Origin of the sequence: Pseudolabrys sp., from assembly GCF_035943735.1 — a bacterium.
Lineage (GTDB): Bacteria > Pseudomonadota > Alphaproteobacteria > Rhizobiales > Xanthobacteraceae > Pseudolabrys.
Genome location: NZ_DASZBV010000003.1, coordinates 133,489 through 154,227, shown reverse-complemented (window position 1 = coordinate 154,227; position 20,739 = coordinate 133,489). Strand labels below are relative to the sequence as shown.

At 65.5% G+C, this 20,739-nt stretch carries 26 protein-coding genes and 1 pseudogene; 14 read left to right on the top strand and 13 right to left on the bottom strand.

Annotated features, from left to right (window positions below):
- Positions 1–159, bottom strand: a pseudogene (locus tag VGV41_RS01815) (biotin synthase); the annotation flags it as partial.
- A gap of 196 nt (positions 160–355) precedes the next feature.
- Positions 356–877, bottom strand: a complete 522-nt coding sequence (locus VGV41_RS01810) for a MarR family transcriptional regulator (RefSeq protein ID WP_326861937.1) — start codon at positions 875–877, stop codon at positions 356–358.
- A gap of 146 nt (positions 878–1,023) precedes the next feature.
- On the opposite strand from VGV41_RS01810, the gene VGV41_RS01805 reads away from it, so the two are divergent.
- The 5 genes from VGV41_RS01805 to VGV41_RS01785 all read left to right on the top strand — a co-directional run bounded on the left by VGV41_RS01805 (position 1,024) and on the right by VGV41_RS01785 (position 4,672).
- Positions 1,024–1,413, top strand: coding sequence for a RidA family protein (locus VGV41_RS01805; RefSeq protein ID WP_326861936.1), 390 nt, complete (start codon positions 1,024–1,026; stop codon positions 1,411–1,413).
- Between the two features lie 65 nt (positions 1,414–1,478).
- Positions 1,479–2,279, top strand: a complete 801-nt coding sequence (locus VGV41_RS01800; RefSeq protein WP_326861935.1) for an ABC transporter ATP-binding protein — start codon at positions 1,479–1,481, stop codon at positions 2,277–2,279.
- 2 nt (positions 2,280–2,281) lie between these two features.
- A complete protein-coding gene (locus VGV41_RS01795; RefSeq protein ID WP_326861934.1) occupies positions 2,282–3,079 on the top strand; it encodes an ABC transporter permease in 798 nt (265 codons plus the stop codon).
- Between the two features lie 24 nt (positions 3,080–3,103).
- On the top strand, positions 3,104–4,153 hold the full coding sequence (locus tag VGV41_RS01790) for an ABC transporter substrate-binding protein (protein WP_326861933.1): 1,050 nt from the start codon (positions 3,104–3,106) through the stop codon (positions 4,151–4,153).
- 255 nt (positions 4,154–4,408) lie between these two features.
- Entirely contained in the window at positions 4,409–4,672 is a 264-nt protein-coding gene (locus tag VGV41_RS01785) for a hypothetical protein (RefSeq protein WP_326861932.1), read from the top strand.
- A gap of 28 nt (positions 4,673–4,700) precedes the next feature.
- On the opposite strand, the gene VGV41_RS01780 is transcribed toward VGV41_RS01785, so the two are convergent.
- Entirely contained in the window at positions 4,701–5,018 is a 318-nt protein-coding gene (locus VGV41_RS01780) for a ribbon-helix-helix domain-containing protein (RefSeq protein WP_326861940.1), read from the bottom strand.
- A gap of 505 nt (positions 5,019–5,523) precedes the next feature.
- On the opposite strand from VGV41_RS01780, the gene VGV41_RS01775 reads away from it, so the two are divergent.
- The 7 genes from VGV41_RS01775 to VGV41_RS01745 all read left to right on the top strand — a co-directional run bounded on the left by VGV41_RS01775 (position 5,524) and on the right by VGV41_RS01745 (position 9,857).
- The gene (locus VGV41_RS01775) at positions 5,524–6,564 is read left to right on the top strand and encodes a GAF domain-containing protein (RefSeq protein ID WP_326861931.1); all 1,041 of its coding nucleotides are present in this window, start codon (positions 5,524–5,526) and stop codon (positions 6,562–6,564) included.
- Positions 6,565–6,874: 310 nt separating this feature from the next.
- Positions 6,875–7,069, top strand: a complete 195-nt coding sequence (locus tag VGV41_RS01770) for a hypothetical protein (protein ID WP_326861930.1) — start codon at positions 6,875–6,877, stop codon at positions 7,067–7,069.
- Positions 7,070–7,153: 84 nt separating this feature from the next.
- The gene (locus VGV41_RS01765) at positions 7,154–7,597 is read left to right on the top strand and encodes a CHRD domain-containing protein (protein ID WP_326861929.1); all 444 of its coding nucleotides are present in this window, start codon (positions 7,154–7,156) and stop codon (positions 7,595–7,597) included.
- Positions 7,598–7,766: 169 nt separating this feature from the next.
- The gene (locus tag VGV41_RS01760) at positions 7,767–8,939 is read left to right on the top strand and encodes a 3-hydroxybenzoate 6-monooxygenase (protein ID WP_326861928.1); all 1,173 of its coding nucleotides are present in this window, start codon (positions 7,767–7,769) and stop codon (positions 8,937–8,939) included.
- Between the two features lie 69 nt (positions 8,940–9,008).
- Entirely contained in the window at positions 9,009–9,206 is a 198-nt protein-coding gene (locus VGV41_RS01755; RefSeq protein WP_326861927.1) for a hypothetical protein, read from the top strand.
- 187 nt (positions 9,207–9,393) lie between these two features.
- Positions 9,394–9,672 carry a DUF4242 domain-containing protein gene (locus VGV41_RS01750; protein WP_326861926.1) on the top strand — a complete coding sequence of 93 codons (279 nt, stop codon included), beginning with the start codon at positions 9,394–9,396 and terminating at the stop codon, positions 9,670–9,672.
- Positions 9,669–9,857, top strand: coding sequence for a hypothetical protein (locus VGV41_RS01745; RefSeq protein WP_326861925.1), 189 nt, complete (start codon positions 9,669–9,671; stop codon positions 9,855–9,857). The genes VGV41_RS01750 and VGV41_RS01745 overlap by 4 nt, the downstream gene beginning before the upstream one ends.
- A gap of 7 nt (positions 9,858–9,864) precedes the next feature.
- Here the strand turns inward: VGV41_RS01745 and VGV41_RS01740 are convergent, their stop codons facing one another.
- The 9 genes from VGV41_RS01740 to coaD all read right to left on the bottom strand — a co-directional run bounded on the left by VGV41_RS01740 (position 9,865) and on the right by coaD (position 18,617).
- Positions 9,865–11,022, bottom strand: coding sequence for an alpha-hydroxy acid oxidase (locus tag VGV41_RS01740; protein WP_326861924.1), 1,158 nt, complete (start codon positions 11,020–11,022; stop codon positions 9,865–9,867).
- A 112-nt stretch (positions 11,023–11,134) separates the two neighbouring features.
- Positions 11,135–12,115 carry a tripartite tricarboxylate transporter substrate binding protein gene (locus tag VGV41_RS01735; RefSeq protein ID WP_326861923.1) on the bottom strand — a complete coding sequence of 327 codons (981 nt, stop codon included), beginning with the start codon at positions 12,113–12,115 and terminating at the stop codon, positions 11,135–11,137.
- A gap of 181 nt (positions 12,116–12,296) precedes the next feature.
- Positions 12,297–13,298 carry a tripartite tricarboxylate transporter substrate binding protein gene (locus VGV41_RS01730; RefSeq protein ID WP_326861922.1) on the bottom strand — a complete coding sequence of 334 codons (1,002 nt, stop codon included), beginning with the start codon at positions 13,296–13,298 and terminating at the stop codon, positions 12,297–12,299.
- A 31-nt stretch (positions 13,299–13,329) separates the two neighbouring features.
- A complete protein-coding gene (locus VGV41_RS01725; protein WP_326861921.1) occupies positions 13,330–14,187 on the bottom strand; it encodes an amidohydrolase family protein in 858 nt (285 codons plus the stop codon).
- Between the two features lie 61 nt (positions 14,188–14,248).
- On the bottom strand, positions 14,249–15,385 hold the full coding sequence (gene tgt, locus VGV41_RS01720; RefSeq protein ID WP_326861939.1) for a tRNA guanosine(34) transglycosylase Tgt: 1,137 nt from the start codon (positions 15,383–15,385) through the stop codon (positions 14,249–14,251).
- Positions 15,386–15,502: 117 nt separating this feature from the next.
- Positions 15,503–16,630: a tRNA preQ1(34) S-adenosylmethionine ribosyltransferase-isomerase QueA gene (gene queA, locus VGV41_RS01715; RefSeq protein WP_326861920.1), complete on the bottom strand. Its 1,128-nt coding sequence runs from the start codon at positions 16,628–16,630 to the stop codon at positions 15,503–15,505.
- A 176-nt stretch (positions 16,631–16,806) separates the two neighbouring features.
- Complete coding sequence (locus tag VGV41_RS01710) at positions 16,807–17,262, bottom strand: peptidylprolyl isomerase (RefSeq protein ID WP_326861919.1); 456 nt, start codon at positions 17,260–17,262, stop codon at positions 16,807–16,809.
- 166 nt (positions 17,263–17,428) lie between these two features.
- Positions 17,429–18,079 (bottom strand): peptidylprolyl isomerase, encoded by a 651-nt coding sequence (locus VGV41_RS01705; RefSeq protein ID WP_326861918.1) that lies wholly within the window; start codon positions 18,077–18,079, stop codon positions 17,429–17,431.
- A gap of 28 nt (positions 18,080–18,107) precedes the next feature.
- Positions 18,108–18,617, bottom strand: a complete 510-nt coding sequence (coaD, locus tag VGV41_RS01700) for a pantetheine-phosphate adenylyltransferase (protein ID WP_326861917.1) — start codon at positions 18,615–18,617, stop codon at positions 18,108–18,110.
- 157 nt (positions 18,618–18,774) lie between these two features.
- Between coaD and VGV41_RS01695 the strand changes: the two genes are divergently transcribed.
- Together VGV41_RS01695 and VGV41_RS01690 are read left to right on the top strand one after the other, a co-directional pair.
- Entirely contained in the window at positions 18,775–19,011 is a 237-nt protein-coding gene (locus VGV41_RS01695; protein ID WP_326861916.1) for a hypothetical protein, read from the top strand.
- Positions 19,012–19,101: 90 nt separating this feature from the next.
- Positions 19,102–20,061, top strand: a complete 960-nt coding sequence (locus VGV41_RS01690) for a tripartite tricarboxylate transporter substrate binding protein (protein WP_326861915.1) — start codon at positions 19,102–19,104, stop codon at positions 20,059–20,061.
- Between the two features lie 6 nt (positions 20,062–20,067).
- On the opposite strand, the gene VGV41_RS01685 is transcribed toward VGV41_RS01690, so the two are convergent.
- Entirely contained in the window at positions 20,068–20,682 is a 615-nt protein-coding gene (locus tag VGV41_RS01685) for a LysE family translocator (RefSeq protein ID WP_326861914.1), read from the bottom strand.
- Between the last annotated feature and the right edge of the window lie 57 nt (positions 20,683–20,739).

The following is a 20,739-nucleotide window of genomic DNA, read 5'->3' as shown; positions in this document are numbered from 1 at the left end:
CGAGGTCGGCATGGTGATGCGCGCCACCGCGATCGTGCGCACGAAGTCGAAGGCGTCGAGCTTCGCCGCACCCGACAGCGGCGTGCCTTCGACCTGCACCAGCATGTTGATCGGTACGCTCTCCGGGTGCACCGGCAGCGCGGCGAGCGTCGCGATCATGCCGGAGTCGTGGCGTGGCCGTGCGTTGATCCGTGCCTCGTGCGACGAAATCGGCGGCAATATTGCTGCCGATTTCGTCGGCAAGTCCGCCCCCGACGGCTACACCCTGCTCGTCAGTTTCAGCAGCCACATCATCAACGTCTCGCGCTCTACCCTGCCATACGATCCGTCGTACGCCCCCGCCGCAACGTCGCCCTCAAAGCTTCTGGCGCGTCCGCGACGGCGTTTCCCGGCCCTCTACGCTTCGCAACAGGTTGGCAAGCAGTGCCGCGAGTCGCGCCCGGTCCGCGGCAGTCGTCGCGGAGAGACAGTCGGCCAATCGTCGAAAATGGACCTCGATTGCTTTATCGGCGAGCTTTCGTCCTTTCGGCGTGAGCCGCACGATGGTTCCCCGGCGGTCCTCCGGATCGGGAAGCCGCTTCACGAGCCCGAGCGCTTCAACCCGGTCGATCCGGTTCGTGATCGCTCCGGAGGATATGAGGGACTCACGATAGAGCGCAGTCGGGTTGAGTTCGTATGGCGGTCCCGATCGGCGCAGCGTGACGATCAGGCTGAATGATTCGAAATTGAGCCCGAGCGGCGCCAACCAACCGGCACTCTCGTTTGACAGATTGGCACTCAACCGCCAGATCCGCCCAAAGATCGCGAAGGGTGCCGGATCGAGGTCGGGACGCGCGCGCCGCCATTCATCGAGCAGAATCGAAATAGAGTCCGTCACCGGCTCTGCCTCTCGCGGCGATTGCCGCACCGTCGCCTTCCGCCCGCGTGGATGTCTTGACATTAAGATACTCGATGTCATGATTTCTTGTACCAGACCGCTGTGCCCGGTGAAACCGGTTTGCCGGCCTGCCGGAGAGCGAGACCGTGGAAAAGACCTACGTTCGGGGAACCTGGCAGAAGCAGCGGGCGTTTTCGCCGGCCGTCATTATCAGCGGTCCGGCCAAGACCATCTACGTCGCAGGACATACCGGCCAAAAGGCGGACGACGGCCAAATCCTCGCCGGGGATTTCGAGGCCCAGTGCCGGCAGACTTTCCGCAATATCGAGAAAACATTGGCCGAAGCCGGTGCCACGCTGGCCGACCTCGTGACCATGACGGTTTTCTTGATCGATACACGGCACACCACCCGAATGACGGAAATTCGTACCGAGATCTTCCGCAAGGATTTCCCCGCCAGCGCGGCGATCACGGTCGCCGGCTTTGCGGACCCTTCAATCATGATCGAAATCCAGGGGATTGCGGTCATCGCATGATCTCCTTCCCCTCACCGCGCGCGGCCTCTCTTCGACTCCGACGATTTCCGGCGTAAGGTGCGGCCATGGAGATCGTCGTTGAAAACCTCGTACAGGCCTTCGGCGACGCTCCTAACACGATCCTTGCTCTCGACCGCGTCACGCACCGCTTCCCTGCCGAGCGCGTAAGCTGCATCCTCGGTCCGAGCGGCTGCGGCAAAAGCACGATGATCCAGATCATCGGCGGGATCGAACCCTGGACCAGCGGAAACGTGAGGATTGCCGACGGCATCGGCGGCGCCAACCGGCCGCTGGGCTCGCAATCCGTGATGGTCTGGCAGAGCCTGAACCTCTTCCCCTGGCGTACGGTCGTAGACAACGTCGCATTCGGGCTTGAAATGCGCGGCGTCGCGCGAAAGGAGCGTCACGAGAGAGCCCGGGCGATCATTGCCTCCGTCGGGCTCAGGGGGTTCGAACAGCATCGGCCGATGCAACTGTCCGGCGGCATGCGCCAGCGTGTCGCTCTGGCGCGCGCCCTGATTATGGAGCGTCCCATCATGCTCATGGACGAGCCCTTCGCCGCACTGGATGCGCAGACGAAGATCGTCATGCAGGAGGAGCTCATCCGGATCTACGAGCGTTCGAAGAAGACGATCCTTTTCGTCACGCACGCGATCGACGAGGCGATCCTCCTCGGTGACGAAATCGTGGTTATGACGGCGAGGCCGGGGCGCATCAAAGACGTCATCCCAGTCGATCTTCCGCGACCTCGCACCCAGGAGATGGTGAACACACCGGAATTCGGCCGCCTTTACGACCGTGCGCTTCATCTCATACGTGAGGAAGTCCTGCGGGCTATGCGCGACCAAGAACGCGCGGCGAGCTAGCAATGCAGCTTCGAGCCAAGAAGCGAAGTCGTTCTGCTGCGCTGGTGTACGCTACGCTTCCGTACCTGATTATCGTCGTCGTGCTGGTTGCCTGGGAGCTGCTCGTCCGGCTGAACGGCATTCAACCTATCTTTCTCCCCGCGCCGAGTTCCATACTTCGCTATCTCGTGGCCATGCTGCTGGACGGGTCGCTGATCTATCACCTCTCGGTGACCTTCATGCGCATCCTGGGCGGGTTCGTCGTCGCTGCGGTGAGCGGGATATTGGTCGGCGTGGCGATGGGCATGTCGCCGCTGGCGGCGCGCATCATCGATCCGTGGATTGCCGCGCTCTATCCGCTGCCGAAGATCTCGCTCATTCCGCTGCTGATTATCTGGCTCGGCACCGGCGAGACCTACAAGATCGTCATCAGCGCGGTGACGGCCTTCTTTCCGGTCGCCATCAGCACCTTCGCCGCCATCCGGCAGGTCGATCCCGGCCTCATCAAGACGGCCAAGGATCTCGGCGCCACGCCGCACCAGCGGCAGATCAAGGTCGTCATTCCGGCCTCGCTGCCCGGCATCTTTTCTGGCCTGCATCTCGGAATGGGCGTGACGATCATCATGGTCGTTGCGGCGGAGATGATTGGCGGCTCCAGCGACAGCGGCATGGGCTATGTGCTGGTGCATGCCGGCCAGGTGATGGAAACCGAGAAGGTGTTCGCGGCCCTGATCGCGCTTGCGGTATTCGGCGCAGTGATCACTAATCTTCAAAAGTGGCTGGATCGGCTCGTCGCGCCATGGTCCGATACCAAGCAATGAACCGGCGTTTTAGGAGGTGATGTGATGATATTGCGGAACGGCCTGGTCGCGCTGTGTGCGGCCTCCATGCTGGCAGCCACATCTCTTGCGGCACAGGCCGCCGATCTGGTCCGCCTCGGCGAGGGACCATTCATCACCGGCGGCGGCTATTACATCGCCGAGGCGAAGGGATACTTCAAGAAACTCGGCATTGAGGTGCAGCCCAAGATGTACATCGACGGCGCGATGGCCGTGCCATCGTTGATCTCGGGCGAACTCGATGTGTCGTTCATGGCGCCGAATGCAGGCCTGTTCAACAGCATCGCGAAAGGTGCACCGATCGTCCTCATCCTCGATCGAGGTAACAACAAACGTGGATTTGGCTATACCGCCATCAACGTGACCCAGGACCTTCACAACGCCGGGGTAAAATCACTGGCCGATTTCGCCAAACTGAAGGGCAAGCGGATTGGCCTCGGCGCAACCGGCAGCATCAACCAGTATCTTTTCGCTCGCGGACTGCAAAAGGCGGGACTGGATCCGCGCAAGGACGTGCAATGGATCACCAACATTCCGCAACCCGATCTGATGAAGATGCTCGGGCAGAAACAGGTCGACGCGACCGACCTCGCCTACCAGTTCGGCTATTTCGCGCAGAAGAACAATTGGGGCCCGATGGTCGCCGTCGACGACGAGATCGACCCGGACGGCGCGGTTGCTGTCTATGCTACCCGCAAGCAGTTCGTCCAACAGCATCGTGACGTGCTCGTGCGATTTGCCATGGCTTACCTGCAAGGAGTCAAGGAGTTCGACGCTGCAGTCGTGGCGCCCGACAAGCACCCCGATATCGTCGATATCCTCGCTAAGCGCACGGCTTTGCAGAAGCCGGAACTCGTCAGGGCCATCGCTCCTCATTGGTCCTACACCAACGAAGACGGCATCCCGAATGTCAAATCGGTCATGGCCCAGCAAGACTACTGGGCCGACTATTTCCATTTGGTGGAGAAGAAGGTGCCGGAGTCCGCTCTGTTCGATCTCAGCATCGCCCATGAAGCAAAGGCGCGCCTCGATCGCGAAAAGCCGTTCGGCCAGTAGCCGCCGTCCTTCGAACGCGGCCGACGATCGGCGACATCTCGCCGGTCGTGACGGTTGCGGCAGTCCTCGCCGGACGCGACGATCAGGTGCAGCGGGTTCGCTGCGCCTATTGTTCTGCCATCATGGAACTTTTACGATCCTCGGCTTCATCTTTCCGTTGAAAAACAGTGCCCGCTCCTCGCTATCCCGTTTGCGAATCCGCTCGTGCGCGTGGATGATCGGCACGGTCGAAACGCTCGCATGATCGGACTGCCGATGCGCCTTGCATCCCTCGCCGCCCTCGCGTTCCTCATCTCGGCCGCGCTGCCGGCGCACGCCTATACGGCGGCCGACGCCAAGAACTGCATGCAATTCGCCTTCAAGCTCTGCCGCGCGGCGATCCCGCACGTCGACAAGGTCGCGCGCTGCATGCAGGAGAACCGCGGCCGGCTCAGCCCGGCCTGCGCCGAGGCGGTCGACCGCTTCTTCTCAACCGGGTTGGCGGCGAAACGGGGCAAGCCGGTCGTCTACAAGGAATAGCGGTGATCTGCCGACCAGGCTGCCCGGCCTAATGAATCGGCATATGCCGCTTGGCGCCGCTGAGCACGGCCTGCGCCCCCGGACTCATGGGCTCACCGTTGCCGTTGTGGCTGCGAAACTCGAACACGAACAGCCGGATCGCCGATGACAGGTTGCTGTGCTGGCGCTCGGCGTCGATGCTGCCGACCAGCTGCGACAGGTGGATGCCGAGATTGTGCGCGATTGAGCGCAGCTCGACCCAGAAGGTTTCTTCGAGGCTGACACTGGTCTTGTGGCCGCCGACGACGAGCGAGCGCTTGACCACCTGCGAGCGAAGGTGACCGCCCGAGGCCGCCGGCGCGGACACATTCGGTGCTTCCGCCCGGTCGAAAGGTTTGCGCCGATTGCTGAGCTTCGGGTCCTTGATGGTCATGGACTGCCCCGACGATGGCCCACCACGTCCTGTCCAAACGCTTCACATGTCACGCTTTTGACGCGAGCGCGTCGATAATACTACTACTTGCTGCGTTGTTTCGGCCAATGAAATATGCCGCTTTGAATATGACAAATGACAATTTGATGTGTCGGCCAAGTGAATGTGCAGACTAAAAAAACAGGTGTGAGAATACCGTGCCAAAGCAAGTAGTATCATAACGACACCTACCGGCGATCCGCCCTTTTGTACAGCGTATAAACCCTTCCGTACTTCTCTCTATTCCTTCGCCGTCATGTTTATTTGAGCGTCACGCGCGACAATTGCGCTCGATCAAGCCTCCCATTCTGCGATTGCGCCACAAATCAACCGCGCCCACACTCCGGTGAGATTTCGGCGGGAGCCATCACTCCCGCCTCACCCGACGGCGCGCACGAGCATGCGCAAACCGCGGTCGGCACAAGCCCGTCTCACGCACAAGCCGCCTCGCATCGCGGCCGCGCGCACGCGCGCGCAGGCCGAACCGATCCGCCGCGCCGTCACCGCCAGCGCCACCGAGCTGTTGCGCGCGCTCGCCCCCGACGAGTCGATCCCGAAAGTCCTCGAGCGCATCGGGCGCTCGGCCGACGTGAGCCGCGTCGTCGTCTTCAGGAATTCGCCCGCCGCCAACGGCGGCGTCGCCGCGGAGCTCTGCTACGAATGGGACGCCGCGCGCGTCCGCCCGCGTAAGGCCGGCGCGTCAAGCCCGCAACAGATGCCGCTGTGGGATCCGGAGGAGCTGATCCCGCTGCTGACAAAAGGCGAGCCCATCCGTCTCGTCGCCAGACAGGTGCGCAAGCCGCTGCGCGCGATGATGCAATCGGCCGGCGTCAAATCGGCGCTGCTCGTGCCGATCTTCGTCGATACCAAATGGTGGGGGCACATCTGCTTCGACGATTGCCGCCGCGAGCGCCAATGGACCGCGGCCGAGGCCGACACGCTGCGCACCTTGGCCGAGATGATCGGCGCCGCGATTGCTCGAGCGCGCGACCTGCAGCATCTCGCCGACGCCAGCCGCGTCGTCGAGAACAGCCCGGTGATCCTGTTCCGGATCGCGGCGCAGTCGCCTTATCCCTTGCTTTATCTGTCGCAGAACGTCAGCCGCTTCGGGTACAGGGCGGCCGAGCTGATGGCCTCGCCGTGCCGCTATCTCGACCTCTTCCATCCCGACGACGCGCCGGCAATGTCCGCCGACATCCGCCGCATCGTCAACGGCGACGTGCCGGACGTGACGCAGGAACGCCGGCTGCGCCGCGCCGACGGCCGCTACGCCTGGGTCGAAGCGCGCGCACGCCTACTCACCGGCCCGCAACACGAGGCCGAGATCGAAGGCATTCTCATCGATATCGACCTGCGCTGGGTGAATGGGGTCATGGCGTTTCTCGCCGCGGCCAACTTCGTCGTCTCGGCGATTCACACCGTCTTGCTGTTCGGCGGCTGAGCGCGCCCCCGCCCTTACGCACCCCTGCCCCGATCCTGCCTTGATCGATCTTGCTGCCTGCATCGCCAGCCGCGGCGATTTCGCGGCGCAAGCACCTACCTAAGACGATGAAATGACCCGGCGAATGCAGTGCGCACCATGCGTGCTGCACCGCACGCGTTCGGGCGTAGTGTTATCAAACTTTAATGCAGCAGCCATCAAGGTTTCATCGGACGGTCTCGGCCTCGCCAAATTGCCCGGTTACTCATTCGCTCCATCGCAGGAACGAAGCCAGTGACGCGTTGAATCTGCGACGACAAGAGGAGGCCGAATGATGCAGTTCGCTTTCGAGACCGCCAGACTTGCCGCCATCCGCGCGTTCGCCGCGCCGGCCCGCTGTCCCCATTGCGACGACTGGATGGTCGCGCCGGTGTCCTCCGAGTTCGTCGAGGGCGGCGAGATCCGCCATTACTGGGAATGCGAATCCTGCGGCGAGACCTCCTGCACCACCATCGAGCTCGGCTGACGCGCCCTTCGGAATATCGTCCGGACAGCGGTGTTAGCCGGTGGTAAGGTGGAGATGTCCGCTTATTTTCAGGAGGAGCACCCAATGAACACGTCGTTTCTTCGGCCGGCGCTGGCGGCGATCGCCTGCGCGGCCGCTTTCTCGTTTGTCACACCGTCCTTCGCCGAAGTCGTCAACTTCAAGGCGCACATGGACGCGAAGGACGAAGTGCCGCCGAACCAGAGCAAGGGCAAGGGCGATGTCACCGCGACCTATGACACCGCCTCCAAGAAGCTCAGCTACAAGGGCACCTATTCCGACCTGAGTGGCCCGGCGACCGCCGCCCACTTCCACGGGCCCGCCTCGGCCGGCAAGAACGCCGGCGTCGTGATCCCGATCTTCGCCGGCGCCGCCGCCAAGAGCCCGTTCGAGGGTTCGGCCACGCTCACCGATGCTCAGGCGAAGCAGTTGCTGGCCGGCCAGTGGTACGTGAACGTCCACACGGCCGCCAACAAAGGCGGCGAGATCCGCGGCCAGGTAACCAAGTAACCCGACCTGACGGCCCCCCGGCGGGGCCACACCGTCAGCGCGTTCGATCGAGGCCCGCCACCCCACGTGGCGGGCCTTATCGATTCCAGGCCTCCCGCTTTGCCTCGTGCCGCCGAGGCTTTATAGTTGCCCTTGCAACCAACCGAGAAACGGCAAGGGACGAACACCCATGGCGCGCACCGAACCCATCCTCATCTCCGGCGGCGGCATTGGCGGCCTGATCACCGCCTATTGCCTCGCGCACCATGGCTTCCCGGTGCGGCTGTTCGAGCAGTCGGCGGAGTTCAAGGAGGTTGGCGCCGGCATCCAGCTCGGCCCCAATATTTTCCGGGCGCTGGAGAAGGTCGGACTGAAGGACGCCGTGCTCGCCGACGCGCACGTGCCGCCGGCGCAGGAGATGCGCGACGCGCTGACCGGCAAGCTCATCACCCGCATTCCGCTCGGCGACGAGTTCAAGGCGCGCTTCGGCCAGCCTTATGCGGTGACGCACCGCGCCGACATCCACGCCACGTTCCTGAAAGCCTGCGCGAGCAGCAACCTCGTTCAGCTCGAGACCAGCCGCCGCGTCGACGACTTCGCCGACCACGGCGATCACGTCACCGTCACCCTCAACAACGGCGAAAGCGTGCGCGGCCGCGCGTTGATCGCCTGCGACGGCATGTGGTCGAACATCCGCGAGCGCATCGTCGGCGACGGCCAGCCGCGCGTGTCCGGGCACATCGCCTATCGCGGCGTGCTCCAGAAGGCGGACGTGCCGGAGGACCTGTGGCGTCCCGACGTCGTCCTCTGGGCCGGGCCGCGCACGCACTTCGTGCATTATCCGCTGCGTCGCGGCGAGCTCTACAACCTCGTCGCCGTCTTCCACTCCGACCATTACGAGGAAGGCTGGAACGCGGAAGGCTCGAAAGAGGTGATGTGGCAGCACTTCAAGATGCAGGTGCCGCAGGTGCTGCGCATGCTCGAGCGTATCGAGACCTGGCGCATGTGGGTTCTGTGCGACCGCGAACCGGTCAAGGACTGGACCCGCGGCAACGTCACGCTGCTCGGCGACGCCGCGCATCCGATGCTGCAATATCTGGCGCAGGGGGCCTGCATGGCGACGGAGGACGCCGTCGTCCTCGCCGACCAGGTGGCGGCGCAGCCCGACGACCTGCCGGCCGCGTTCAAGGCCTACCAACAGGCGCGCTACCTGCGCACCGGCCGCACGCAGATCATGGCCCGCCTCTACGGCGAGGTCTACCACGCGCGCGGGGTCGCCGCGGAACTGCGCGAGCTGTCGCTGTCCGGCCGCACGCCGCAGCAGAGTTACGACGGCATTTCCTGGCTTTACGGGGAGACGTGAGCCCCGCCCCTTGAGTTTATAAATTCCGGTGCCATGCTTGCCTCCGAAATCAACGCTTGGGGGCCAAACGTGACGGGACTTGGAAGACGCGACATCATCAAGGCGGGCGTGGCATTAGGCGCCGGCGACGCGAACCTGAAGCAGAATTTCGACAAGGGTTCGCTCGAGGCGATCGGCGGCAGCCCCGAGCAGCTCGGCAAGCTGGCGCGTTCGGACTCCGAGAAATACCAGCGGCTCGTCAAGGAGCTGAACATCAGCGCCGGCTAAGGCGATCGCGTACCCGATGATGCACGACCGCGCCCCTTGGGCGCGATCGTTTGCATTTCGGCAATCGGCGCGCGTCGCCGAAGAGCTCCGGCTGCGCTTAGCGCCTAGTCGCGCTGCACGCAGGCCCAAGCCTTTCCGGCGGCGCCCCTCTAGATGAGCGGCCGAACGCATCGGACAGAGGCACGCCATGAAACGCTACGTCATCGAACGCGACATCCCGAACATCGGCCAATTCGACCGCATCCAATTCTGCCAGGCGGCGCTGACGTCGAACGCCGCGCTCGCCCAGCTCGATGGCCAGGTGCAATGGGTCCACTCCTACGTCGCGGCCAACAAGACGTTCTGCGTCTACCTTTCTCCCAGCGAAGCGCTGGTGCACGAGCACGCGCGCCTCTCGGGCTTTCCGGTGACACGGATCACCGAGGCAACGGCGGTGATCGACCCGACCACCGCGAACCGGCCATGACCGCCGCCATAGCGGGCGTACAGGCCCTTTGCTTCGTCGACACCGGCCCGCGTGATGACGACGGCGGCCGCATGCGCTGCCCGATCACCGGCGAAGCCTGCACGGGGGTTCTCGCTTACCTGTGCGAAGACTATGGCTGCGCCCGCAAAGGCGGTCTCTCGCCGCATCCAGACGAGAACCTGTGAGCGGGATTCAGGCGGTGCGCGGGCGGAAGCGCAGGTTCTTGCGCGACAACTGGCCGACATTGGTGCAGCCCATGAGCCGCATGTCGCGTTCAAGCTCGGTGCGCATGAGCAGCAGCGCGCGCTCGACCCCCGCCTCACCGGCTGCTGCGAGCGGAAACAGGTAATAGCGGCCGACGCCGACCGCCTTGGCGCCGAGCGACAGTGCCTTGAGCACGTGCGAGCCGCGCTGCACGCCGCCGTCCATCAGCACGTCGATCCGGTCGCCGACCGCATCGACGATCTCCGCCAACTGGTCGAACGCGCTGCGCGAGCCGTCGAGCTGGCGGCCGCCGTGGTTGGAGACGACGATGCCGGTGCAGCCGATGTCGATGGCGCGCCGCGCATCCTCGACGCTCATCACGCCCTTGAGGCAGAACTGGCCGCCCCACTGCTTCACCATCTCGGCGACGTCGGTCCATGTCATCGACGGGTCGAGCATCTTGGTGAAGTAATCGCCGATCGACATGGCGCCGCCGCCCATGTCGACATGCTCCTCGAGTTGCGGCAGGCGGAAGCGCTCATGCGTAAAATACTCGATCGCCCAGCGCGGCTTGATCGCGAACTGCGCCATGCCGCCGAGTGTCAGCTTGAGCGGGATGGAGAAGCCGGTGCGTAGATCGCGTTCGCGGTTGCCGCCGGTAATGGAATCGACGGTCAGCATCATGATCGGCACGCCGGCCTCTTTGGCACGCTGCATCATCGCGCGGTTCAGGCCGCGGTCCTTGTGGAAATAGAACTGGTAGGCCTGCGGGAACGAAAAATTCTTCGCCAGATCCTCGAGGCTGACCGTGCCGAGCGAGGAGACGCCGAACATGGTGCCGAACTTCTCGACCGCGCGCGCCACTGCACGCTCGCCCTCATAATGGAACAGCCGCTGCAGCGCAGTCGGCGAGCAATAGAACGGCAGCGACAGCCTCTGCCCCATCACCGTGACCGACAGGTCGACGTCGGCGACGCCGGCGAGCACGCTCGGCACGAGGTCGCAGTCCTCGAAGGCTTGCGTGTTGCGCCGGTACGTCGTCTCGTCGTCGGCGGCGCCGTCGATGTAGTTAAAGATCGGCCCCGGCAGGCGCTGGCGCGCCAGCGCCCGGAAGTCGTGGAAATTGAAGCAGCGGTCCAGGCGCATCGTGTCTCTCATACGGCGAACGGGCTGCGCCCGCCGGCCGGCCGCAGTCCGATGCCAGTCATTGCAATGGCGCCGCCCGCCCTCGCCGCGCGTGAGCGAACGGCGGCGCGCGTCACTTCTTCGGGATGCCGGCCTTGTCGATCACCGCCGTCCACTTGGTGATGTCCGATTTCAGGCGCGCCATCAGCTCGTCCGGCGTGCTCGCCTGCGCGATGACGCCGACCTTGGCATAGGCTGCCTTCACGTCCGGCATCGCCACGACCTCGCGGATCGCCGCGTTCATCGCGTCGACGACCGCCTTCGGCGTGCCCTTGGGCGCGAAGATGCCGTTCCACGACGTCACCTCGAAGCCGGGCACGCCGGACTCGGCGACGGTCGGGATGTTCGGCTCGAGCGGCGAGCGCTTGGCGGACGAGATCGCCAGGACGCGCAGCTTGCCGTCCTTCACCTGGCCGGCGACGGCGGGTGGGAATTCGACCAGGATCTGCGCGTCGTTGCGCAGCACCGAGACGACAACGTCCGGCGAGTTCTTGTACGGCACGATCACGACATTGAGGTTTGCCGACGACTTGAACAGCTCGCCGCCGAGGTTCTGCGTGCCGCCGACGCTGATCGTGGCGATGTTGAGCTTGCCGGGGCTGGCCTTGGCCGCGTCGATGAAGTCCTTCAGCGACTTGTAGGGCGAGTCACCCTTCACCGCGAAGACGAGGTCGAACAGGCCGATGGTCGACACCATCTGGAACTGGGTCGGATCGAACGGCAGATGATTGAAGGCGGCGACGCTGATGGCGGTGCCGTTCGTCACGAGACCCATCGTGTAGCCATCCGGCGGCGCCTGCACGACCGCGCGCGCGGCGTTGATGCCACCCGGGCCCGGCATGTTCTCGATCACAACCTGCTGGCCGAATTTCTTGCTCAGCCGGTCGGCGAGGATGCGCGCGGTGACGTCGGCGACGCCGCCGGGGCCGAAGGGCAGCACGATCCTGACCGGCTTCTCCGGCCATTTGGCCTGCGCCGATGACGGCGCGAGCGTCAGCGACAGGAGTGCCGCGCAGGCTGCGCCAGCGAGCGTCCGCACCCATTTCGACGTCATGGAAATCCTGGAAATCACGGTGGAATCCTCCCTACATCCCGATTTGGGCTTGTTCGCTTCAGGCTTGTTATGGCGGGCGGAGCATAGAGGGTCGCGGCCCTACCTGCCAACCGCGCGCCTCACGAAAACGGGGCCGGCGATGTCGCACCGGCCCCGTCCCGCAGGCAGCGTCAAGCGCCACTTATTTCTTCGGGATGCCCGCCTTTTTGATGACGGCGTCCCACTTCGTGATGTCCGCCTTCATGCGGGCCATCAGCTCATCCGGCGTGCTCGCCTCGGCGACGACGCCGAGCGTGGCGAACTTCGCCTTCACATCCGGCATCGCCACGACGTCGGCGATCGCCTTGTTGAGCGTGTCGATCACGTCCTTCGGCGTGCCCGTCGGAGCGAAGATGCCGTTCCACGAGCTCACGTCGTAGCCGGACACGCCGGATTCGGCCACGGTCGGGACGTCCTTGAGGAATGGCGAGCGCTTGAGGCCGGAGCTTGCGAGGATGCGCAGCTTGCCATCCTTCACCTGCCCCTGCACCGCCGGGGTGAATTCCAGCGTCGCATCGACGTCGCCGCGCAGCAGCGCCACGACGATGTCCGGCGAGTTCTTGTACGGCACGATCACCATGTTCGCACCCGACATCGACTTGAACAGCTCGGCGCCGAGGTTCTGCGTCGAGCCGACGGCGATGGTGCCGAGGTTGAGCTTGCCCGGATTGGCTTTGGCCGCGGCAATCAGGTCCTGCAGCGTCTTGTATTTCGACTGCCCGCTGACGGCGACGACGAGATCAAACGAGCCGATCTCGGAGACCATGGCGAACTGCTTCACCGGGTCGAACGGCAGATGCTCGAACATGTCGACGCTGATGGCGGTGCCGTTCGACACGAGGCCGAGCGTGTAGCCGTCGGCCGGCGCGCGCACCACGGTGCGGGCGGCGTTGATGCCGCCGGGGCCGGGCATATTCTCGATCACCACCTGCTCGCCGAGCTTCTGGCTCAGCTTGTCGGCGACGATGCGGGCGGTGACGTCGGCGACGCCGCCGGGACCGAACGGCAGGATCAGCCGGATCGGCTTGTCGGGATATTTGGCCTGTGCCGCCGCGAGCGGCGACAGCGCGAGCAGTGCGGCGGGAAAAAGCATCAGCGCGGCGCGGCGCGCGATGCGCACCGCCCCGAAATCACGGTCACTCATTACAGATGTCCTTGCTTGTCAGTCCCAGAGCTCAGGCGAAGCCGTAGAGCCGCGCCGGATTGTCGACCAGCAGCGCCTGCTGGCGCTTGGGGTCGGGCGCGAACTGCGGCACGAGATCGACCAGGTCGGCCTCGTCGGCTGCGTGTGTCGGATTCGGATGCGGGAAGTCGGTGCCCCACAGCACACGGTCGGGCGCGGTTTCGATGACCGCGTGCGCAATCGGCACGGCCTTGTCGTAGGGCGGCATGTCGATGCGCTCGGAACCGCACACCTTGATCCAGGCATTGTCACGCCTGGCGATCTCGAGCAGGCGCTTGAACGGCGCCTGTTCGACGCCGTCCTTGGCCGGCACGCGGCCCATATGGTCGATGACGAAAGGCAGCGGCAGCGCCTTGATCAGGTCCGACAGCGGCTCGATCGAGCCGGCGTCGAGGTGCAGCACGACGTGCCAGCCGCGGCCCTTGATGCGGTCCATGACGCGGTTGAACACACCCATGTCCGGCGCGCCGCCGAGATGGCGCACGAAATTGAAGCGCACGCCGCGCACGCCGCCCGCGTGAAGCTTGTCGTACTGCTTGTCGCCGAAGCTGTCGTCGACGATTGCGACACCGCGATAGCGCTTCGGATCGGAGGCGAGGCAGTCCATCATCGCGCGGTTGTCGATGCCGTGGCAGCTCGCCTGCACGATCACGGCGCGCGAGACACCGAGATGGTCGTGCAGCGCGCGCAGCATTTCTTTTGGAGCATCGTCCGGCGTGTACTTGCGGTTCGGGGCGTACGGGAACACCGCGCCCGGGCCGAACACGTGGCAGTGTGCGTCGGTGGCGCCGGCCGGCAGATTGAATGTCGGTTTGCGGCGATGCTGAAGGAACTCGGGGCGGACGTTCATCGGCGGGGCCTTTCGTTTGCCGCTGCTTAGCCAAGCCGCCCGCACGGCACAACCCCGCCGTCTACACAGCAGGAATGTCGCCTTGCGCCCAGCCCGCCAGCGTCGCGGCGCGGAAATCGGCGAAGCGCCCCTCTTCGATCGCCGTGCGCATGCCGGCCATCAGCGCCTGGTAATAGGCGATGTTGATCGTCGACAAGAGCACCGCGCCGAGGATCTCGTTGGCCTTCACGAGATGATGCAGGTAGGCGCGCGAATAGGTCCGCGCCGCCGGATGCGGGCTCGCCTCGTCGAGCGGGCGCGGATCGTCCGCGTGGCGCGCGTTTGACAGGTTGATCTGGCCGAACCGCGTGAAGGCCATGCCGTGGCGGCCGTTGCGCGTCGGCATGACGCAGTCGAACATGTCGATGCCGCGCGCCACCGCCTCGATGAGATCGTGCGGCGTGCCGACGCCCATCAGGTAACGCGGCCGGTCCGCCGGCAGCCGCGGCGTCGTCTCCTCGACCACCTTGAGCATCACCTCCTGCGGCTCGCCGACGGCGAGACCGCCGATGGCGTAGCCCTCGAAGCCGATGTTCACGAGCTCGCGCGCACTCTCTTGCCTGAGCGGAATGTCGTCGCCACCCTGCACAATGCCGAACAACGCGTAGCCCGCGCGGATGCGGCTTTCGAAAGCGCGGCGCGAGCGCTCGGCCCAGCGCAGCGACAAGGCCATCGCGCGCTCGATCTCCTCGCGCCTGGCCGGCAGCTTCAGGCATTCGTCGAGCTGCATCGAGATGTCGGCGCCGAGCAGCGCCTGGATCTCGATCGCGCGTTCGGGCGACAGCTCGAACATGGTGCCGTCGAGATGCGAGCGGAACGTCACGGCCTGCTCGGTCAGCTTGCGCAACGACGACAGCGACATGACCTGGAAGCCGCCGCTGTCGGTCAGGATCGGCAGCGGCCAGTTCATGAAGCTGTGCAGGCCGCCAAGCGCGGCGACCCGCTCCGGACCCGGGCGGAGCATCAGATGGTAGGTGTTGCCGAGCACGATCTCCGCGCCCGTTTCCGCCACGTCCTCCGGGTGCAGGCCCTTCACCGTCGCGGCCGTGCCGACCGGCATGAAAGCCGGCGTCTGCACACGCCCGTGCGGCGTGACGAAGTCGCCGCGCCGCGCCATGCCGTCGGTCTTGTGCAGGGTGAAGGTGAAGGGGGTGGTCATCGTTTTGTCGTCAGGCACGGCCTCGTGTCCCGGGCGCGGCGCAGCACGCAGTGATGCGACGCAGACCCGGGACCCCGGCTTCTTCTAAAGCAAGCTGGGCCCAGGATCTGCGGTGCATCACGTCGCCTTCGGCGCGTGCTGCACCGCGTCCGGGGCGCGAAGCTGCGGATGCAGCAAACACGCATCGCCGTACGAATAGAACCGATACCCCGCCTCGATCGCGTGCTTGTACGCCCGCTGCATCGTCTCGAGGCCGGAAAAGGCCGCGACCAGCATGAACAAGGTCGAGCGCGGCAGATGGAAATTGGTCAGCATCAGGTCGATGGCCTTGAAGCGGTAGCCGGGCGTAATGAAGATGTCGGTCTCGCCCGCAAACGGCTTGAGCGCGCCGTCCTCACCCGCCGCGCTCTCCAGCGTGCGCAGCGCTGTCGAGCCGACGGCGACGATACGGCCGCCTTTGGCGCGCGCGGCGTTAAGCGCCGCGGCGGTCTCCGCCGTTAGGATGGCGAACTCGGAATGCATCTTGTGGCCGGACGTATCGTCGGCCTTCACCGGCAGGAAAGTGCCGGGGCCGACGTGCAGCGTCACCTTGTGCAGGGCGACGCCGCGGGCCGCGAGCCGCTCCAAGAGTTCCGGGGTGAAGTGCAGGCCGGCGGTCGGCGCCGCGACCGAGCCCTCGTCATGGGCGAAGACGGTCTGGTAGTCGGCCTTGTCCTGCTCGTCGGGCGCGCGTTTCGAGGCGATATAGGGCGGCAGCGGCGCCTCGCCGCGCTCGGCAATGGCGTCGTCGAGCACGGCCCCGTGGAAGGAAAACGAGAGCGTTACCTCGCCGCCTTCATCTTTATGTGAAACTTGAGCGTCGAGCTGGCCGAGGAAGCAGACCTTGCCCTCGTCGCCGAAGCGCAGCATGTCGCCGACCTGCACCTTCTTGGCGCCGAGAATGAAGGCTTTCCAGGTCGAGCCGTCGACCCGCTTGATCAGCGTCGCCTCGATCGACGGCTCGCTCTCGCCCCGCCCGATCCGCCGCCCCTTCAGCCGCGCCGCGATCACCTTGGAGTCGTTGACCACCAGGCAGTCGCCGGGCACGAGCAGGTCCGGCAGATCACGGATCGCCTTGTCCGCCAGCACATCCCCGTTCTGCGCGCCGGGCTTGACCACCAGCAGCCGCGCGGCGTCGCGCGGCGAAACCGGCCGCAAGGCGATGCGGTCCGCCGGCAGGTCAAAATCGAAGAGGTCGGTGCGCATGGTTTTCTCTCACCTCTCCCCGCTTGCGGGGAGAGGTCGACGTCCGAGCGCAAGCGAGGACGTCGGGTGAGGGGGCGTCAACGTCGGCATTTGGCGGAGAGGCCCCCTCACCCGGCTCGCATGTCGCGGCGCTCAATGCTCGCCACCCTCTCCCCGGGCAGCGGGGAGAGCGAAACTTACGCCCCCATCGTCGCCTTGACGATCTTGTCCGGGTTCTGCACCGGCTCGCCGCGCTTGATCTTGTCGACGTTCTCCATGCCGGAACTCACCTTGCCCCAGACCGTGTACTGCTTGTCGAGGAAGCGGGCGTCGTCAAAGCAGATGAAGAACTGGCTGTCGCCGGAATCCGGGTTGGCGGCGCGCGCCATCGACACGGTGCCGCGCACGTGCGGCTCGGCGTTGAACTCGGCCTTCAGCTTCTTGCCGGAGCCGCCGGTGCCGGTGCCCTGCGGGCAGCCGGTCTGCGCCATGAAGCCGTCGATGACGCGATGGAAGACGATGCCGTCATAGAAGCCGTCCTTCACCAGTTCCTTGATGCGGGCGACGTGGCCGGGCGCGAGCTCCGGACGCATCTCGATCACCACCGGCCCCTGCGTGGTCTCGAGCGTCAGTGTGTCTTCCGGCTTGGCCATTTGAAATCTCCTTTGAATTTAAAACCTATCTGTTGTCATGGCCGGGCCTGACCCGGCCATCTCGCCCAGGGAGGCACGGTGCCCGCCTGATCGGGGCCACCGGAACATAGGCGTCTCGAAGAGACGCCGTTCTTTCGAACGGCTATGCCCGGTGACGACACGATTGTCATTTCTCGATCGTCGCCTTCTTCACGTAATCGAGCTTGGGGAAGCTCTTGGTCAGATAGGCATTGCCCTCGAGCTGGATGCGGCCCTGGTCGGGACCGGCGCCGTTGGGCGCGCCCTCGCCATAGCCGGAATAGAGCTTGTCGACGACATCCATGCCCGAGACGACGCGGCCGAACGGAGCGAAGCCCATGCTGTTCAGATTGCTGTTGTCGCCGAAGTTGATGAACACCTGCGTCGTGCGCGCGTTCGGCCCGGAGGTCGCGAAGGTGATCATGCCGCGCGTATTGCTCTGCGCAACCTTGTCGTCGGGGATCCGGGCGACGCGCCACTTGGCGTTCACCGCTGGATCGCCGTTGAGGCCGAACTGCACCATGAAGCCGGCGATGTCGCGGAAGAAGCGGCCGTTGTCGAAAAAGCCGTTCTTGACGAGATTGTAGAAGCGGTCGGCGCCGACCGGGGCCCAGGCGCGCGTCACCTGGATGACAAACGCGCCCTTGCTGGTGTCGAACTTCACCTTGTAGGTGGCCGGCGCCTGCTCGGTCAGCGCGGCCGGGTTCATCAGCTTCGACGATTGCGCCAGCGCCGGCGAGACGAGGCCGGCGGCAAGCAGGCTCGCGGCGAGCGACAGGACAAAGCGGCGCGTGGTCATGAGGGCTCCCGGAACGGTCGAGTGATGGTCAGGCGCCGGCGCGGCCGGCGAACTTGGTCTTCAGCCGCGCCGCGACCGCGGCCGGCACGAAAGCGGAGACGTCGCCGCCCATGCCGGCGATCTGGCGGACCAATGTGGCGGTGATCGGGCGCACCATCGGCGAGGCCGGCAGGAACACGGTCTGCACCTCCGGCGCCATGGCGCCGTTCATGCCCGCCATCTGCATTTCGTAATCGAGGTCGGTGCCGTCGCGCAGGCCGCGGATCAGCATCGTCGCCTTCTCGCGCTTGGCGCACTGGATGACCAGATCGGCGAAGGTGACGCATGAGATCTCGCAGCCGATCTCGCGCGCGAGCGGCGCGAAGGTCTCGTCCAGCATCTTCAGCCGCTCGTCGGCGGCGAACAGCGGCGCCTTGCCCGGGTGCACGCCGATCGCCAGCACCAGCCGGTCGGCCAGACGCAGCGCCTGGCGCACGACATCGACATGTCCATTGGTGACGGGGTCGAACGACCCCGCGTAGAGAGCGATCCGCGGCATAGCTTGGGTCTAGCCCGCCGATACCGCCGCCGCAAGGCGGGGCCTCTGGTCAAGCGCCTATCACGGTCGCGTCAGCAGGAGAACTTTCCCCGCCTGCGCACGTTGAACCGCCGTCCCGGTCGACGCGACCAAAGAAGAGAGATTGGGGGAGGTCGTCATGCTCAAGCCTGTCGTCAAGCCGGTCCTGATGGTCCTGTCCGCCGCGGCCATCGCCGCCGTGGCGACCTTCGCATCGCTTGGCGCGAGTGGCGGCGTATCGGCCGGCCCGCTCGCGGCGCCGCAGGCGACAGCGATCAAGGCCTGCGCCGACCGGCCGTGGCCGTACCTCGACTGCGTCGGTACACGCTTCGGCAACCCGCACATCCGTCTCGTCACCACCGACCGCCTCCGATAAAGCCGACACATGCATTTACGCGCGCTGCCCGCGCGCGATAACATCCGACTCGACGGGACAGTCAGATCCCGCTCTTCGGGGAGGATGACAATGCGTCGCTTCATCGCCGCGGCCGTGGCCGCTTTTGCGCTGACGGTCTCCGCGCAGGCTGCCGATTATCCGACCCGCCCCGTCCGCGTGATCGTACCGACGCCCCCCGGCGGCCCGGTCGACACGATGGCGCGGCTGCTGACCAACAGCCTGTCCCCGATCCTCGGGCAGAACGTCTACATCGAGAACAAGCCCGGCGCCGGCAACATCATCGGCTCGAAGATCGCGGCCGAGGCCGCACCCGACGGCTACACGCTGCACATTACGGCGGCCAGCGGCCTCATTATGAGCCCGATGATCCACAAGGACGCCGGCTACAGCGCCGCCAATTTCGCGCCGATCGCGCTCATCGCCGAGACGCCGCAGGTGCTGGTGGTCAATCCCAAGCTGCCGATCAAGTCGGTCGCCGACCTCGTCGCCTACGCCAAGGCAAACCCGGGCAAGCTCAACTACTCGACCGGCGGCATCGGCACGCTGCCGCATCTGACCGCCGAGCTGTTCAAGAAGCTCTCCGGCACCAACATCGTGCACGTGCCCTACAAAGGCGGCGGCCTGGCGCTGAGCGCGGTGATGACCGGCGAGACGCAGCTGACTTTCGATGTCATCGGCACGTCGCTGCCGCTGATCAAGGCCGGCAAAGTGCGCGCCATCGCCGTCGGCTCGTCCAAGCGCGCTGCGGCGTTGCCTGACGTGCCGACCATGGTGGAGGCGGGCTTCCCGCAGCTCACCACCGGCGCGTGGACGGCGATCCTGGCGCCGCGCGGCACGCCGGCGGACATCATCGCCAAGGTCAATGCCGCCACCAACAAGGCGGTGACCAGCGACCCGATGAAAGCGACGCTTGCCAAGTTGGGCGCCGAGCCGCGCGGCGGCACGCCGCAGCAACTCGGCGACTTCATCAAATCCGAAACGGCGAAGTGGCAGCCGATCGTGCAGGAACTGAACCTGGCGCAGAAGTAGCGGCCGTCAGCCCGGCCGCCGCGCCAGCGACAACCACACGCCGCCGCCGATCAGTGCCAGCGCCGACAGCCGGCCGAGCAGCCGGTTGTGCTGCGGCTTGACGAAGACGCTGCGCCCGTAGCCGGCGGCGACCGCCCAGCCGCAATCGAGAATGCTGCCGAGCGTCACCGAGCAGATGCACATCACCACGAGTTGGTGCGCGACCGGCAGCGTCGGATCGATGAACTGCGGCAGGAAGGCGGTGAAGAAGGCGATGGTCTTCGGGTTGGTCATGGCGACGACGAAGCCGCGTCGCGCGTGAACGTGCGCCGCCGGCGGCGCCAGCGCGCTCGCCCTCCCCGCGCTGCGCCAGGCCTGGATGCCGAGCCAGATCAGGTAGGCGGCCCCAAGCCAGCGCATCACCTCGAACACCTGCGCCGAGGTCTTCAGGATCCAGCCGAGCCCGAGTGCGATCAGCGCCAGCAGCACCGCGTTGCCGGTCGAGGCGCCGGCGACCGTGACCAGCGCCGCGCGCGTGCCGCTGCGCGCCGCCGTGGCGATGATCAGCGTCACGATCGGCCCCGGCGTGAGGAAGAGCACGACCGTGATCAGCAGGAAGGCGGAGAACAGATGCCAGTTCATCGCGGGCTACTCGCTGCATTGACGGCGCAGCAATAATCTCTCTCTCGGCGGCGATGT

Excerpts from the sequence above, each read along its gene's own strand:
- VGV41_RS01730 (WP_326861922.1), bottom strand. The coding sequence starts at position 13,298 with ATGAGTGACCGTGATTTCGGGGCGGTGCGCATCGCGCGCCGCGCCGCG.
- VGV41_RS01760 (WP_326861928.1), top strand. The coding sequence starts at position 7,767 with ATGGCGCGCACCGAACCCATCCTCATCTCCGGCGGCGGCATTGGCGGC.
- VGV41_RS01690 (WP_326861915.1), top strand. The coding sequence starts at position 19,102 with ATGCGTCGCTTCATCGCCGCGGCCGTGGCCGCTTTTGCGCTGACGGTC.
- VGV41_RS01800 (WP_326861935.1), top strand. The coding sequence starts at position 1,479 with ATGGAGATCGTCGTTGAAAACCTCGTACAGGCCTTCGGCGACGCTCCT.
- VGV41_RS01705 (WP_326861918.1), bottom strand. The coding sequence starts at position 18,079 with ATGACCACGCGCCGCTTTGTCCTGTCGCTCGCCGCGAGCCTGCTTGCC.
- VGV41_RS01750 (WP_326861926.1), top strand. The coding sequence starts at position 9,394 with ATGAAACGCTACGTCATCGAACGCGACATCCCGAACATCGGCCAATTC.
- VGV41_RS01785 (WP_326861932.1), top strand. The coding sequence starts at position 4,409 with ATGCGCCTTGCATCCCTCGCCGCCCTCGCGTTCCTCATCTCGGCCGCG.
- VGV41_RS01725 (WP_326861921.1), bottom strand. The coding sequence starts at position 14,187 with ATGAACGTCCGCCCCGAGTTCCTTCAGCATCGCCGCAAACCGACATTC.
- coaD (WP_326861917.1), bottom strand. The coding sequence starts at position 18,617 with ATGCCGCGGATCGCTCTCTACGCGGGGTCGTTCGACCCCGTCACCAAT.
- VGV41_RS01775 (WP_326861931.1), top strand. The coding sequence starts at position 5,524 with ATGCGCAAACCGCGGTCGGCACAAGCCCGTCTCACGCACAAGCCGCCT.
- VGV41_RS01685 (WP_326861914.1), bottom strand. The coding sequence starts at position 20,682 with ATGAACTGGCATCTGTTCTCCGCCTTCCTGCTGATCACGGTCGTGCTC.
- VGV41_RS01795 (WP_326861934.1), top strand. The coding sequence starts at position 2,282 with ATGCAGCTTCGAGCCAAGAAGCGAAGTCGTTCTGCTGCGCTGGTGTAC.
- VGV41_RS01740 (WP_326861924.1), bottom strand. The coding sequence starts at position 11,022 with ATGCGCCTGGACCGCTGCTTCAATTTCCACGACTTCCGGGCGCTGGCG.
- VGV41_RS01695 (WP_326861916.1), top strand. The coding sequence starts at position 18,775 with ATGCTCAAGCCTGTCGTCAAGCCGGTCCTGATGGTCCTGTCCGCCGCG.
- VGV41_RS01770 (WP_326861930.1), top strand. The coding sequence starts at position 6,875 with ATGATGCAGTTCGCTTTCGAGACCGCCAGACTTGCCGCCATCCGCGCG.
- VGV41_RS01765 (WP_326861929.1), top strand. The coding sequence starts at position 7,154 with ATGAACACGTCGTTTCTTCGGCCGGCGCTGGCGGCGATCGCCTGCGCG.
- VGV41_RS01790 (WP_326861933.1), top strand. The coding sequence starts at position 3,104 with ATGATATTGCGGAACGGCCTGGTCGCGCTGTGTGCGGCCTCCATGCTG.
- tgt (WP_326861939.1), bottom strand. The coding sequence starts at position 15,385 with ATGACCACCCCCTTCACCTTCACCCTGCACAAGACCGACGGCATGGCG.
- VGV41_RS01735 (WP_326861923.1), bottom strand. The coding sequence starts at position 12,115 with ATGACGTCGAAATGGGTGCGGACGCTCGCTGGCGCAGCCTGCGCGGCA.
- VGV41_RS01745 (WP_326861925.1), top strand. The coding sequence starts at position 9,669 with ATGACCGCCGCCATAGCGGGCGTACAGGCCCTTTGCTTCGTCGACACC.
- queA (WP_326861920.1), bottom strand. The coding sequence starts at position 16,630 with ATGCGCACCGACCTCTTCGATTTTGACCTGCCGGCGGACCGCATCGCC.
- VGV41_RS01710 (WP_326861919.1), bottom strand. The coding sequence starts at position 17,262 with ATGGCCAAGCCGGAAGACACACTGACGCTCGAGACCACGCAGGGGCCG.